Origin of the sequence: Rhizobium oryzicola, assembly GCF_030504645.1 — a bacterium.
Taxonomy (GTDB): domain Bacteria; phylum Pseudomonadota; class Alphaproteobacteria; order Rhizobiales; family Rhizobiaceae; genus Neorhizobium; species Neorhizobium oryzicola.
The window spans coordinates 165,808-179,118 of sequence record NZ_JAUKWQ010000004.1 but is presented as its reverse complement, the minus strand read 5'-3'; the positions used below and the strand labels follow the sequence as shown (position 1 = coordinate 179,118).

Genomic DNA, 13,311 nt, shown 5'->3' with positions numbered 1-13,311 from the left:
TCTTTTATGCTCTTTCACGTCAGAATGAACGTCAATCTTCCCCACGATCTGCCTGCAAGCGATGTGGCGGAGATCCTGCAGAAGGAGAAGGCCTACTCGCAGGAGCTGCAGCGCAACGGCACGTGGCGGCATATCTGGCGGATCGCCGGCCAGTACGCGAATATCAGTATTTTCGATGTGGCCGATAACGAGGAGCTGCACCGGCTGCTTTCTGGCCTTCCACTGTTCAAGTTCATGGACATCGAGGTGATGCCGCTTTTGCGCCACCCCTCAGCTGTCCGGGACGACGATCGATAATCCGAGCCCGCTATGACGGGCTAAAACATACCATATGAGGAGGAGATAATATGACTGTAAAGATCTTCAACCGGCCGGATATTCAGGACTTCCTGAAGACGCTGAGCGGCTTCAACCAGAGCGGGGGCAATGCCCGCGTCAAGGAAATCACGCATCGGATCGTGTCCGACCTGTTCAAGGCGATCGACGATCTGAACATCACCCCGGACGAATACTGGGCCGGGATCGCCTGGCTGAACGAGATCGGTGCGGCTGGACAGGCCGGTCTCATCTCTCCCGGCCTTGGCATCGACCACTTCCTCGATGAGCGGCTTGACGCCATCGACGCAGAGCTTGGCATCGAAAACCCCACTCCGCGCACAATCGAAGGCCCGCTTTATGTGGCGGGCGCGCCGGAGTGTCATGGCTTTGCCCGTCTGGACGATGGTGCCGACGAGAATGGCCATACGCTGATCATGCATGGAACGGTCTACGGCGCCGACGGCCAGGCGATACCTGGCGCGAAGGTGGAAGTGTGGCACTGCGATACGCGCGGCTTCTACTCGCATTTCGATCCGACGGGTAAGCAGGCGCCGTTCAACATGCGCCGCACCATCATCGCGGACGAGCAGGGCCGTTACAAGTTCCAGAGCATCTTGCCGAGCGGCTATGGTGTGCCACCGGGCAGCCCCACCGAGCAGCTCCTCTCTGCGCTCGGCCGTCATGGACAGCGTCCTGCACATATCCATTTCTTCATCAGTGCCGAGGGTCACCGTAAACTGACGACGCAGATCAATATCGAGGGCGATCCGTTGATCAATGACGACTTCGCCTATGCGACCCGCGACGGCCTTGTGCCGGCCGTGATCGAGCGTACGGACGAGGCAAGCATCCACGCCAACAACCTCAATGGCCCGTTTGCGGAGATCGTCTTCGACATCAAACTCACCGCGCTCGTTGATGGCGTCGATAACCAGGTCAACGAACTGCGCAAGCGCGCCGCTGCCTGACAATACGGCGCTCTACCGACCAGGAAGACACAACCGGTGGAGCGCCGGTTTCCGATAAACATGACCGGCATCGTTGAAACGGATTGGCCTCAAGGCCGTTCCGGGCAGGAGAGAGACTATGTCCAAACTGATTGACAAGCATGCGGCGCTGCAGGATCTGCTGGCCAATGCCGTAGAGGATGACAAGGAAGCGGGTGTTTTCCGTTGTCGCCGCGACATCTTCACAAACGCCGACCTGTTCGAGCTGGAGATGAAGTACATCTTCGAGAGCAACTGGGTCTATCTGGCGCATGAAAGCCAGATTCCGGAACCTAACGATTACTACACCACTTCAATTGGCCGCCAACCCGTCGTCATTACGCGCGACAAGACCGGCACCCTCAATGCTGTGATCAATGCGTGTGCACACCGTGGCGCCATGCTGTGTCGCCGTAAGCACGGCAACAAAGGCTCGTTTACCTGTCCCTTCCATGGCTGGACATTCTCGAACACTGGCAAGCTTCTCAAGGTAAAGGACGAAAAGACCACCCAATATCCGGAGCAGTTCGGTAAAAATGGTTCACACGACCTCACGAAAGTAGCTCGCTTCGAGAGTTATCGGGGTTTCCTGTTCGGCAGCCTTAATGCGGATGTCGCACCATTGGAGGATTTCCTCGGCGAAACAAAGGTCATCATAGATCAGATCGTTGATCAGGCTCCCGAAGGTCTGGAAGTTCTGCGGGGCAACTCTTCCTACATCTATGACGGCAACTGGAAGCTCCAGATGGAAAACGGATGTGATGGCTATCACGTCAGCTCCGTTCACTGGAATTACGCCGCCACCATGGGGCGTCGCAAGGAGGAGGGCACCAAAGCCGTCGACGCCAACAGCTGGAGCCGTTCCATTGCTGGTGTCTATGGCTTCGAGAACGGCCATATCTTGCTATGGACCAATACGATGAATCCTGAGGTTCGCCCGGTTTACAACCGACGCGATGAAATCTCGGAACGGGTTGGAAGCGACAAGGCCGATTTCATCGTCAACCAGACGCGAAATCTTTGCATCTATCCGAACGTCTTCCTCATGGACCAATTCAGCACGCAGATCCGCGTGACGCGCCCCATCAGCGTCGACAAGACGGAAATCAGCATCTTCTGTTTCGCGCCCAAGGGCGAAAGCGCCGCCGATCGAGCTCTGCGCATTCGTCAGTACGAGGACTTCTTCAACGTATCCGGTATGGGGACTGCTGACGATCTGGAGGAATTTCGCGCCTGCCAGAACGGTTATGCGGGAACGGCCGCTTTGTGGAACGATCTGTCGCGCGGTGCGCCGCTTTGGATCGATGGGCCGGACGAAAATGCCCGCCGCATGGGCATGAAGCCGTTGCTTTCCGGTGAACGCAGTGAGGACGAAGGCCTCTTTGTGCGCCAGCACGAATACTGGGCATCGGTGATGCGCCACGCGCTCGCTGGCGAAATCGAAGGAGCGGAGGCATGAGTGCCATTTATGACCGAGTGTGCGCCTTCCTTTACCGCGAGGCGCGTTTTCTCGATGACCGCAATTGGGATGCTTGGCTAACCTGCTATGCGGAAGACGCCAGCTACTGGATGCCTGCCTGGGACGATGACGACCAGCTGACGGAGGATCCACAGAGTGAGATCTCTCTGATTTATTATGGAGATCGCAGCGGGCTGGAAGATCGGATATTCCGCATAAAGACAGAGCGTTCGGGGGCTTCGACCCCGGAGCCGCGTACGAGCCACATGATCGCGAATATCGAGATTTTGGACGAGCGCGAGACAGAGATCGACCTGCGTTACAATTTTCATACGCTCAACCATCGATACAAGATCACCGACCACTTCTTCGGCACCGTGTCTCTGACTCTGCGCCGTAACGGGGAGGGTTTTCTGATCTCGGCGAAGAAGGTGGTGCTGAAGAACGACTACATCCGCCAAGTGATTGACATCTACCACATCTGAAGACGGCGGATGTCTTGCGTAAGGGAGGAAGAGACACAATGGCTAGCTATCGGATCGCACTGAACTTCGAAGACGGCGTCACCCGTTTCGTGGAATGCCGGGCAGGAGAAAAGCTGCTGGATGCGGCCTATCGCAGCCAGATCAACCTTCCCATGGACTGTTCTGACGGCGTTTGCGGCACCTGTAAATGCCGTTCCGAGGCAGGAAGCTACGATCTGGGTAACGACTATATCGACGATGCCCTGACGGCTGATGAGGCTGCCGAGCGGCTTGTCTTGACCTGCCAGATGCGGCCCACCAGTGATGGCATCGTCTCGGTCCCGACCCGCTCTTCGGTCTGCAAGACCGGCCAGCAGAAGTTGGCGGCCACGGTCGCGGCGGTGGTACCGCACAATGATGCGGCCATTGTGTTGGAACTGGACGTGGAGGCCGGGCCGCAATTCCTGCCCGGGCAATATGTCAATATCGATGTACCTGGCAGCGGCGCGACCCGCTCCTATTCGTTTACCACGGCGCCTGGACACAATCGGCTCGGCTTCCTGATCAAAAAGCAGCCTGGCGGCTTGATGAGCAGCTGGCTTGGCCATGCCAAGCCGGGCGATCAGCTGACGTTCGCCGGGCCAATGGGAAGCTTCTATCTGCGCGAGACGGAGCGCCCGCTTCTCTTCCTGGCGGGCGGTACAGGCCTCGCCCCTTTCCTGTCCATGCTGGAGGTTCTGGCTGTACAAGAGCTGCATCAGCCAGTCCATCTCATCTACGGCGTGACACGCGATCAGGATCTCGTGCTGGTCGACGTTCTTGAGGCTTATGCGGCGCGCCTTCCCGCCTTCAGCTTCACGACTGTCGTGGCAGACAAAATGTCATCGCATCCGCGCACTGGCTGGGTGACAGAACACATGCCGGAAGGGCTGCTCCACGGTGGCGACGTCGATATCTATCTCTGCGGTCCGCCGCCGATGGTGGACGCCGTGCGGGCATGGCTTTCGGAAAAAGGCATCAAGCCCCATAGCTTCCACTATGAAAAATTCACCCCCAATCTGCCTCTGAAGGAAAGCGCATGAGCGCGCCCGTATTCCAAGGTCGGTTCGCTGACAAGGTTTTGGTCGTGACCGGTGCAGCACAGGGCATAGGTTTTGCTGTGGCGTCGCGGGCGATTGCCGAAGGAGGGCGCGTGCTGCTGGTGGACCGCGCGGATTTTCTCCCAGAGGTCGTACGCGGACTTGAATCCGATAGAGCGTCCGCCTTTGTTGGAGACCTTGAGACCTATGAGGGTGCGGAGGCTGCGATGCAGCATGCCGCGCAGTGTTTCGGCGGCATCGATATCCTGATCAACAATGTGGGCGGTGCTATCCGTATGCGCCCCTACGGCGCGTTTCAACCCGGGCAGATCGATGCCGAAATCCGTCGATCGCTCATGCCGACGCTCTATTGCTGTCACGCGGTTTTGCCGCACCTCTTCGCGCGCGGGGCGGGAACCATCGTTAACGTGTCCTCGAATGCCACACGCGGCATCCACAGGGTGCCGTATTCGGCCGCCAAGGGCGGTATCAACGCCCTTACCCAATCGCTCGCCATGGAAGTTGCCGAGCGCAATATTCGCGTGGTTGCAACCGCTCCCGGCGGCACGGAGGCACCGCCGAGGCGTATTCCCCGCAATGCGGAGGGCGATACAACCGAGGAACAGGGCTGGATGCGCGATGTCGTCTCGCAAGTGAAGCAGTCGAGCTTCATGAAACGTTACGGCACGCTTCCGGAGCAGGTGGCGCCGATCCTGTTTTTGGCCTCAGACGAGGCATCCTACATCACCGGGTCTGTGCTGCCGGTCGCGGGAGGCGATTTGGGCTGAACTGATCTATCAACGCAGACCACTTGGGAGGAGTGACCATGCGCACTATCGATATAAATGAAGCCATAAACGAGGGGCGCTTCGGGCGCTTTCAGTGGGTAATCGTTGCTCTTTGCGGGCTGCTGCTCATCGTTGATGGCTACGATGTCTTCGTAGCTGGGACCGTGCTGCCGAAGCTGATTGCCGAATGGGGACTAACCAAGCCACAGGCGGGAGCGCTTCAAGCCTGGGCATTGTTTGGCATGATGTTCGGGGCCCTTGTCTTCGGCACGCTGGCTGACAGGATTGGCCGTAAAAAGGGGATAGCCATCAGCTTTATACTCTTTACGTCGGCAACAATTGCTACTGGTTTTGCCCAGTCGCCCCTGCAATTCGAGGTGCTTCGCTTTTTGGCGGGGCTCGGTTGTGGCGGTTTGATGCCGAACGCTGTTGCCTTGATGAACGAATATGCGCCAAAGCGCCTGCGCAGCACCATGGTTGCTCTGATGTTTTCCGGCTATTCCGTCGGTGGTATGGTCGCGGCAGGCCTTGGCATTGCCATTATTCCGGCGTTCGGTTGGCAGTGGATGTTCTTCGTCGCGGCACTGCCGCTGGCCATGCTGCCGCTCATTCTCTGGCATCTCCCGGAATCTCTCGGCTTCCTGGTTCGCCAGAACCGTCAGGCAGAAGCCCGTGCCGTCTACGCCAGACTCTATCCGGCACAGCGCTTGGCGGAAGGTGATCAGCTCGTCTTCAACGAAACAAAGGGTGCGTCGGCATCTGTGGCCGAACTCTTCCGGCAAGATCGCGGCACGCGCACGGCCATGCTGTGGGTCTCCTTCTTCTGCTGCTTGTTGTTAGTCTACCTCTTGTCGTCCTGGCTCCCCAAGGTGCTTCAAGAAGCAGGCTACGCGGAGAAAGCGGCTCTTCTCAGCCTGTTCTCGCTCAATTTTGGCGGGATGGTGGGCGCGATTGCCGGCGGCTGGCTGGGTGACCGCTTCGGCCTACCCAAAGTCGTGGTCGGCTTTTTCGCCGCTGCTGCCATTTCGATTGCTCTGATTGGAACTGGCCTGCCGGCGCCGCTGCTGTTCTTGAGCGTTTTTGTCGCGGGTGCAGCCACCATTGGCACGCAGATCCTGCTCTATGCCAGTGTGGCCCAGCTTTATAGCCTTTCCATCCGCTCGACCGGGCTTGGCTGGGCATCTGGAGTGGGACGCATCGGCGCCATTGTCGGACCTACCTTCGGCGGCTATCTACTGGCGCAGGAACTTTCCCTGCAGCAAAACTTTCTGTTGTTTGCCGTGCCGGCCATCATCGCCACGCTTGCCATGCTCGCCTATGCCGCGCTGAGCATGCGCAAGGCCAGCCGCGAATTCGCGCTCGCCTGACCACTGGTTCGGGAGGCCCGCTCGCGGGTCTCCCATTCTCCAAGGAGCTTTCTCAATGCCCTATCTTGAATTGGCGCGTCATCGTCTGCATTACCGCATTGACGGGCGTGATCCAACGAAACCCTGGTTGGTTTTCTGCAATTCTCTTGGAACCGATCTACATATGTGGGACGATCAGGTTGATGGGCTCGATGAGAATTTTCGCATCCTTCGCTACGATCGACGCGGCCACGGCCTGTCGACGTCGCCGCCGCCACCGTTTTCCATGGCCGATCTCGGTGAAGACCTCCTGCGTCTTTTGGACCATCTGGGGATAGAACGGGCGCATTTTTGCGGTCTGTCCATCGGAGGACTTCTCGGACAATGGTTGGCCCTGAATGCATCATCGCGCTTTGACAGCTTCGTCCTCTGCGCAACTGCGGCCCGGATCGGTACTGCGCAATCGTGGACGGAGCGCATGAAAGCCGTGTCTGCCAATGGGCTTTCCCCTTTGCTCCAGGGGACCTTGGAACGCTGGTTCACACCAGACTTTGCACAGCAAGCGGCGGATGCTGTTCAGGCCTGTCTGGCAACGTTTCAAAAAACATCGGTGGACGGTTACATCGGCTGTTGCGCGGCGCTTGCAGGGGCCGACTTCCAGCAAAGCCTCTCCGCAATCTCGCGCCCAGTGCTGACGATCTCCGGCTCGAACGACCCTGTTTGCCCTCCAACTGAACTGGAAGCCATCGCCGCAAATGTTGCAGATGGCCGTCATGTCAGTCTCGCTGGACGTCACATCGTCAACATCGAAGCCGCGCAAGCATTCAACGAGCAGATTATCCGCTTCCTTGCGTGACAGGAAACTGTGGCGCTGAGGCGTGTACTTTCGCCCCCAAAGGTCCAAAGCACAGGTCTGCCGCAGAATTGTAAAGATCACTACTTATCTGTTTTACCCAGATACACGTTGGAGATTTGAAGCCAAGGCGGGTTATCGGCGTACATCTCCCGAATAATCTGCTTAATCGCGTCGATCCTGTTTTGAGGGTCGTTGCGTCGATAGCTCATGATGATAGGCGATGTGGCTTTTTCATCGGAAATCATGCGATAGAAGACATCGTCCGGGCGCTGGCGTTGGGACGCTGCGGGGATGACGCACACTCCTGTTCCAGCCGCAACCATGCCCAATGCGGTTTGTATTTCCCGAACCTCCTCCACGCGCAGCAGGTTTACGCGGTTTTCTTCGAATAGATTGAGAACTTCGTCCGCAAAACTTGGCCGGGGCATTCCCGGATAGACGATCAGCGTCTCTCCCTCCAGATCGCGAAGGGCAATTGGTTCTTTGTCGAGTGACTTGGCGTGTCCAAGCGGTAAAGCAACGAAGAGACGTTCCTCTCTGAGCGTTAGGCGCTCCACTTCCTTGTCGTTGAAACGCACACGGCCGAAACCGAGGTCGATATGACGCTCTTTCAGGGCGGCAATCTGCTCCGTCGACATCATTTCACGGATTTCTATATCCAGGTCAGGCCAATGCTGCCGCATTCGTCTCACAAGGTCTGGAATGCCTCCATAAAGCGTTGATCCGACACAGCCGATGACGAAACGCTCGCGCTGGCTTTTTCCGATTCTTTGAGTTTGATCGCGGACATGATCCAGGCGCCGAAGAATCTGAGATGCCTGATCCAAGAAGAAGCGTCCGGCCTGTGTCAGCGCAAGTGGCCTCATGGTACGATCTATCAGGACAACGCCGAGTTCTTCCTCAAGTTGCTGGATCTGACGGCTTAACGGCGGCTGAGCAATGTGCAGGATTTCCGCTGCTCGCGAGAAGTTGCGCTCTGTTGCTACGGCTACAAAATATCGAAGGTGGCGGACTTCCATATTGCCATTTCTTTATTCGTGAAGATGTAAAGATATTGGACGAAAAGTGCCTGTAACAACAGCATGTCTTCACACGAAACTGTCAATGCAATGGCATGGGAACAGCAGGCTAATTTGGCCATTCCCATGCATCAAGCCTAGATCAAAATGGCCGCTGGAGAACGGTCCTCCTAAAATCCGCGGGGATCGATCGGTGTCTGCATCGGGTGGGCAGCCTCAATGACGCGTCCTGCTGCAAGGCATTGATCTTCCCGAAAACGACCTGCCACGATTTGTACACCAGCGGGCACGCCATTGGAAAGGCCAGTGGGTACGGACAATCCGGGCAAACCCAATAGCGCAGGCAAAAGCATGGGGGACTGGATATGAAGGATCTCGCGGATCGCATCCAGGCCGCCCTGATCGCGATCCAGCATCATTGGCAGCTCCCAGGAATTCGGCATCAGAATGACAGGATGCGTTTCCAGAAGATGTTGCCACGCAATTGCAATGCGTTCACGGACGCACATGGCGGCGGAGAATTCGGTGACTGAGATACGCGGAACAAGATCGGACCAGTCCTGGAATTTTCTTTTGATGCGGTCATCGCCCAGCTGCATGGCTGCCGCGCCGAGGGTGTCGCGCCATTCGTTGATCACCAACTGCGACCAGAGATCCTGGCCTTCCGCAAAATCGGGAAGTTCGATTTCCTCGACAACATATCCCGCTGCGGTCAGTGCCTCTGCGGCATTTTTGAGTGCGGCAGCCACCGAAGCGTCGGGCTTGTATGTGGCATTGCCGGAAAACAAGGCAACTTTGCAAGGTGCGTCAGCGCCTGCGAAAGAGAGGGGCGCCGGTACGTACCAAGGATCCCTTGCATCCGGAAAGACCATAGCTTCCAATCCGATTGAGACATCCTTGATTGAGCGGCCCAAAACGCCCTCGACGGCCATGATCGCCGCTGTCACACCACGCCCATATTCGGCAATGCTCGGAATGCGTCCAAAAGTTGGTCGAAGGCCCAGAACGCCACACGCATAGGCGGGGTACCGCACCGATCCGGCAATGTCGTTGCCATGCGCCAAAGCGCCAATGCCTGAAGCTACCGCGGAGGCTGCACCGCCGCTTGATCCGCCCGGCGTGTGCGCCTTATCCCAAGGGTTATAGGTACGGCCGTGGAGGTCATTCTCGGTGAACCAGCGGAATGAGAAGCTCGGGGTATTTGTTCGGCCAATGATCACAGCGCCAGAACGACGGAAGTTCTTAACCGGCGGACTGTCGGTCGCGGCCAGCTTATCCTTGAAGGCGAGGACACCATTCGTCGTTGCGTGCCCGGCCAGATCAACATTGATTTTCGTCGTTACCGGCACGCCATGGAGGATGGCGAGATGTTCTCCTCGCTGCACCGCTGCATCTGCCGCATCAGCCGCCCTCAGGGCTTCTTCTGCGAGCACTTCCGCAACCGCATTGATCTTTGGGTTGACATCCGAGATACGCTCCAAGGCGCTCAGCGTCGCTTCGCGGCTGGTGATATCTTTGCGCTTGATGGCTGCGGCCAGATCCTCAGCGCTCCAGCTCCATAGATCTCCAGCATTAGACGTTCTGTCTGCTTTTGCCACGTGCGTCGCTTCGTTTGCTGGAACAATGTTGTCTTTATACATGCCATTACCTCCGGAGTTATTCGATATTGGAGCGTATCTCCTGCATGCCATCAGCTGCTTTCAGCCTCAGACACCGGTTTGGAGATACGGGCTCTCGATTTTTTGCGTGTAAATCGGCGAACATTCCCATGGTTGGGTGGAATTCACCGGCGGGAAATTTGGCGGCCACTCCCGCGATCAGCGCGTCATGGACTTCATAGGATTTAAACGGGTGAGTCTAAGACATTTTCCGTGTAAAAGCATACCTTTGCGGTATAGATAGCAGGCTGTTTCATGTGAGTGCGCGGATCCAGCGTCAGCCGAAGCGTTTCAGCTTGTAGGGCGCCGGATCAAGGATCGGCGGGGCATTGGTAACAAGATCGGCGGCGAGTTGGCCGGCCGCCGGACCGGTGCCGAAACCGTGGCCGGAAAAGCCGGTAGCGATGGTGAAGCCCGGAATGCTGTCGATACGCTCAATGGCGGGCAGTGAGTCCGGCGTGATATCCATCATCCCGGCCCAGACGTCCTGAACCACCATATTCTTGAAGACCGGCCAGGCTGCGACAAGATTGCGGATCGCTTCGGCATTGATACTTTCGTCCGCCTGCGGGTCCATCGTGCGGATGCGCTCGAACGGGGACACACTCTTCGGGCCCCAGCGGCGCGGCAGCCTGATATCGTTGAGGAAATCCTTGCCGAGGTTGATGCGCAGCAGGCTCCGCTGATGGCGCAACATGTGCAGGTAGCGCAAGCCAATCAGTAGATGGTCAAGCATGAGAGGTGCGCCAAGGGCGCCGCGCTGCGTCACGGTATAGCCGCCGTCGCTTCGCTTGCGGAAGGAGAAGTCGGGGCCGCCGACCGCAATGTCGGTCGGACCGTCCATCGGGGCGGTGCGCATGACGGAGGAGACGAGCGGCAGCGTCGGCAAGGAGATACCAAGATTGGCGAGGAATTTGCGCGACCAGAGGCCGGCAGCGAGCAGGACCTGATCGCAGCGGATTTCGCCGCGCTCGGTGACGACGCCGGTTACCTTCCCGCCCGTGCGCGACAGCGTGCGGACGGCGCAGTTCTCGACGATCTTCACGCCGAGACGCGCGGCTGCATTGGCGATTGCGCTCGGCGCCAGCGTCGGTTCGGCGCGGCCGTCGGAGGCGGTGAAGATGCCACCGGCCCATTGACCCTTGCCACCGGGAACCAGCCCGTCGATTTCGCTGGCGCTGAGCAGTTTCGAATCCAGCGTCAGGTCACTCACCGATTTCATCCAGCCGCGATGCATCTCCATCTCCGCCTCGGTGCGAGCGAGATACATGATGCCGGCCTGGCGATAGCCGACATCGACGCCGACACGCTGCGGCATCTCCGCCCAGAGTTGGTCGGCGGCGACCGCCATCGGCACGTCGGGCGCCGAGCGGCCCATCTTGCGGCACCAGCCGAGATTGCGCGACGACTGTTCGCCAGCCACTCTGCCCTTTTCGAGCACGACGACCGGAATGCCGCGCTCCGCCAGCGTCAGTGCCGCCGTGAGGCCGACGATCCCCGCGCCGATGACGACGACGGTCGTCTCCTTCGGAAAATCGGGCGAGGTCTGAACCGGTGTAATCGCGGGAGCCATGGCAATCGTCCTTGGAAAAGTGGGAAGGCGGGCGCGGCCCGCCGTCAGAGGGAAATGGTGCGCTTTTCGATCTCGGACGTGGAGGCACCGCGATAGGCCGTCACTTCGATTTCGACCTTGTAGACGGTCGAGCCGAGCGGCGGGCAGGTCACGGTCGAGGCCGGATCGGTGCCCCGGAACTTCTCGCCGACAATGGTCATGACAGTTTCGGTGTCCTTCGGCTCCTGGATGAAGACGCGGGACATGACGACATCGGCGAGGCTTGCGCCAACGGCTTGAAGGGCCCGCTCGATATTGGCGAAGACTTGATGCGTCTGCGCACTGACATCCTCGGGGATTTCCTTTGTGTCCGGATTACGGCCTGCGGTATTGGACACGAAAATCCAGTTATCGACCGCAACGAGGCGGGAATAGCTGCCATGGTCCTCGAATCTCGAACCGGTCTTGATCTTCACGATCTTGGTCATGATCGCTCCTTACGCGAATTGATGAAAAGGGGACCGGGCGGACGCTCAGGGCGCGTCACCCGGCCAAGGTGGCGCTGGAGGTCAGCGCAGGACTGGGACGTCCCAGAGGTTGAGCTTGACGCCGATGCCGCGTTCGATGGCGTTGCGGTAGACGATTGTGCCCCAGGCAACGTCTTCCACCGGCATGCCGCCGACCGACATGATGATGATCTCGTCCTCGTTCTTGCGGCCGGGCGCATCGCCGGCGACGATCTTGCCGATATCCTCCAGCTGGTCGCGGCTCATCCGGCCCTCGGCGATCATGTCTAGGAACTTCACGCCGATGATCGGCACGTGCACATGTGCAGGCTTCGGGAGCTCGTGGAACCAGGCGTCGTAGAGGCCCGTATTGTCTACGACCTTGCGGACATCCGGGCTTTCCATGCCCTCATCGATATTGCAGAGCGCCGGCATGGCGAGGAACGTGCCGGGGCTGACCCATTCGCGCTTCACCATCGGATAGGTGGACGGATCGCCGACCGCACCGGAATTGCAATAGGTGACCAGGTCGGAATTGCGCACGACGTTCTCGATCGTGTCGACCAGCTCGACCTTGGTGACCTGCGGATAGGTTTCCTTCAGCCAGGACAGGAAACTGTCGAGGCTCTTCTGGCCGCGGCCCTTGACCTTGACCGTATCGATATTCGGGCAGGCGGCGATGAAGGCGGCGAGCGTCGTCTTCGCCATCACACCCGGGCCAAGAATGCCGACGACGCGGGAATCCTTGCGCGCCAGATGGCGGGCGCCGACGCCCGGGATCGCGCCGGTGCGATAGGCCGAGAGCAGGTTCGCCGACATGAAGGCGAGCGGCGCGCCGGTATCGGCATCGTTGAGGCAGAACATGAGGATCGAGCGCGGTAGGCCCTTCTCGCGGTTCTCAATGTTGGAGCCATACCACTTCATGCCCGCGGTGCGGAAACGGCCGCCGAGATAGGCGGGCATGGCCATGAAGCGCCGATCAGCCGTCGGCTTCGGCATGTCCGGAAAGGGCGAGTTTTCCGGGAAGCTGATGGCTGCGCCGTGGCTATCGCTGTTCGGGCCCGCCATGCGGTAATCGCCGTGATAGAGCAGGCCGAACATTTCTTCCATGGCATCGACGCAGGCCGGCATTTCGGTGACGCCGGCGCGGATCATGTCCTGCTCGGAGAGATAGATGAAGTCGATCTTGGTATTCTCGGTCATGATTTACTCTCGTTCGGGTAAGGCTTCGCTGGCCCGCCCCTAAGCACTGCGGCTGCGGGCGGGTTGGCATGTGACGG

General features: G+C 58.7%; 13 protein-coding genes. 8 read left to right on the top strand and 5 right to left on the bottom strand.

The window, feature by feature from the left end:
• Positions 1–6: 6 nt before the first annotated feature.
• From catC to pcaD, 8 genes are all read left to right on the top strand, one after another.
• Complete coding sequence (gene catC / locus Q2T52_RS14345; protein WP_302077460.1) at positions 7–297, top strand: muconolactone Delta-isomerase; 291 nt, start codon at positions 7–9, stop codon at positions 295–297.
• 50 nt (positions 298–347) lie between these two features.
• On the top strand, positions 348–1,286 hold the full coding sequence (gene catA, locus Q2T52_RS14340; protein ID WP_302077459.1) for a catechol 1,2-dioxygenase: 939 nt from the start codon (positions 348–350) through the stop codon (positions 1,284–1,286).
• 118 nt (positions 1,287–1,404) lie between these two features.
• Positions 1,405–2,763 carry a Rieske 2Fe-2S domain-containing protein gene (locus Q2T52_RS14335; RefSeq protein WP_302077458.1) on the top strand — a complete coding sequence of 453 codons (1,359 nt, stop codon included), beginning with the start codon at positions 1,405–1,407 and terminating at the stop codon, positions 2,761–2,763.
• Complete coding sequence (gene benB / locus Q2T52_RS14330) at positions 2,760–3,248, top strand: benzoate 1,2-dioxygenase small subunit (RefSeq protein WP_302077457.1); 489 nt, start codon at positions 2,760–2,762, stop codon at positions 3,246–3,248. Before Q2T52_RS14335 ends, benB begins: the two co-directional genes overlap by 4 nt.
• Positions 3,249–3,286: 38 nt before the next feature.
• Complete coding sequence (gene benC, locus Q2T52_RS14325; RefSeq protein WP_302077456.1) at positions 3,287–4,309, top strand: benzoate 1,2-dioxygenase electron transfer component BenC; 1,023 nt, start codon at positions 3,287–3,289, stop codon at positions 4,307–4,309.
• Positions 4,306–5,094, top strand: a complete 789-nt coding sequence (gene benD / locus Q2T52_RS14320; protein WP_302077455.1) for a benzoate diol dehydrogenase BenD — start codon at positions 4,306–4,308, stop codon at positions 5,092–5,094. The genes benC and benD overlap by 4 nt, the downstream gene beginning before the upstream one ends.
• A 38-nt stretch (positions 5,095–5,132) precedes the next feature.
• Positions 5,133–6,461, top strand: a complete 1,329-nt coding sequence (locus tag Q2T52_RS14315) for an MFS transporter (RefSeq protein WP_302077454.1) — start codon at positions 5,133–5,135, stop codon at positions 6,459–6,461.
• Positions 6,462–6,516: 55 nt separating this feature from the next.
• Positions 6,517–7,296: a 3-oxoadipate enol-lactonase gene (gene pcaD, locus Q2T52_RS14310; RefSeq protein WP_302077453.1), complete on the top strand. Its 780-nt coding sequence runs from the start codon at positions 6,517–6,519 to the stop codon at positions 7,294–7,296.
• An 80-nt stretch (positions 7,297–7,376) separates the two neighbouring features.
• On the opposite strand, the gene Q2T52_RS14305 is transcribed toward pcaD, so the two are convergent.
• From Q2T52_RS14305 to Q2T52_RS14285, 5 genes are all read right to left on the bottom strand, one after another.
• Complete coding sequence (locus tag Q2T52_RS14305) at positions 7,377–8,315, bottom strand: LysR family transcriptional regulator (RefSeq protein ID WP_302077452.1); 939 nt, start codon at positions 8,313–8,315, stop codon at positions 7,377–7,379.
• A 170-nt stretch (positions 8,316–8,485) separates the two neighbouring features.
• The gene (locus Q2T52_RS14300; RefSeq protein ID WP_302077451.1) at positions 8,486–9,955 is read right to left on the bottom strand and encodes an amidase; all 1,470 of its coding nucleotides are present in this window, start codon (positions 9,953–9,955) and stop codon (positions 8,486–8,488) included.
• 295 nt (positions 9,956–10,250) lie between these two features.
• Entirely contained in the window at positions 10,251–11,546 is a 1,296-nt protein-coding gene (locus tag Q2T52_RS14295; RefSeq protein WP_302077450.1) for an NAD(P)/FAD-dependent oxidoreductase, read from the bottom strand.
• A gap of 44 nt (positions 11,547–11,590) precedes the next feature.
• Positions 11,591–12,013 carry a RidA family protein gene (locus tag Q2T52_RS14290; RefSeq protein WP_302077449.1) on the bottom strand — a complete coding sequence of 141 codons (423 nt, stop codon included), beginning with the start codon at positions 12,011–12,013 and terminating at the stop codon, positions 11,591–11,593.
• Between the two features lie 81 nt (positions 12,014–12,094).
• Positions 12,095–13,234, bottom strand: a complete 1,140-nt coding sequence (locus Q2T52_RS14285) for an ornithine cyclodeaminase family protein (protein WP_302077448.1) — start codon at positions 13,232–13,234, stop codon at positions 12,095–12,097.
• Positions 13,235–13,311 lie beyond the last annotated feature (77 nt).

Bases quoted from the DNA above. Each gene is read 5' to 3' on its own strand.
- Q2T52_RS14285 (WP_302077448.1), bottom strand. From the start codon at position 13,234: ATGACCGAGAATACCAAGATCGACTTCATCTATCTCTCCGAGCAGGAC.
- Q2T52_RS14300 (WP_302077451.1), bottom strand. From the start codon at position 9,955: ATGTATAAAGACAACATTGTTCCAGCAAACGAAGCGACGCACGTGGCA.
- Q2T52_RS14315 (WP_302077454.1), top strand. From the start codon at position 5,133: ATGCGCACTATCGATATAAATGAAGCCATAAACGAGGGGCGCTTCGGG.
- catC (WP_302077460.1), top strand. From the start codon at position 7: ATGCTCTTTCACGTCAGAATGAACGTCAATCTTCCCCACGATCTGCCT.
- benD (WP_302077455.1), top strand. From the start codon at position 4,306: ATGAGCGCGCCCGTATTCCAAGGTCGGTTCGCTGACAAGGTTTTGGTC.
- Q2T52_RS14305 (WP_302077452.1), bottom strand. From the start codon at position 8,315: ATGGAAGTCCGCCACCTTCGATATTTTGTAGCCGTAGCAACAGAGCGC.
- pcaD (WP_302077453.1), top strand. From the start codon at position 6,517: ATGCCCTATCTTGAATTGGCGCGTCATCGTCTGCATTACCGCATTGAC.
- catA (WP_302077459.1), top strand. From the start codon at position 348: ATGACTGTAAAGATCTTCAACCGGCCGGATATTCAGGACTTCCTGAAG.
- Q2T52_RS14335 (WP_302077458.1), top strand. From the start codon at position 1,405: ATGTCCAAACTGATTGACAAGCATGCGGCGCTGCAGGATCTGCTGGCC.
- benB (WP_302077457.1), top strand. From the start codon at position 2,760: ATGAGTGCCATTTATGACCGAGTGTGCGCCTTCCTTTACCGCGAGGCG.
- Q2T52_RS14295 (WP_302077450.1), bottom strand. From the start codon at position 11,546: ATGGCTCCCGCGATTACACCGGTTCAGACCTCGCCCGATTTTCCGAAG.
- benC (WP_302077456.1), top strand. From the start codon at position 3,287: ATGGCTAGCTATCGGATCGCACTGAACTTCGAAGACGGCGTCACCCGT.
- Q2T52_RS14290 (WP_302077449.1), bottom strand. From the start codon at position 12,013: ATGACCAAGATCGTGAAGATCAAGACCGGTTCGAGATTCGAGGACCAT.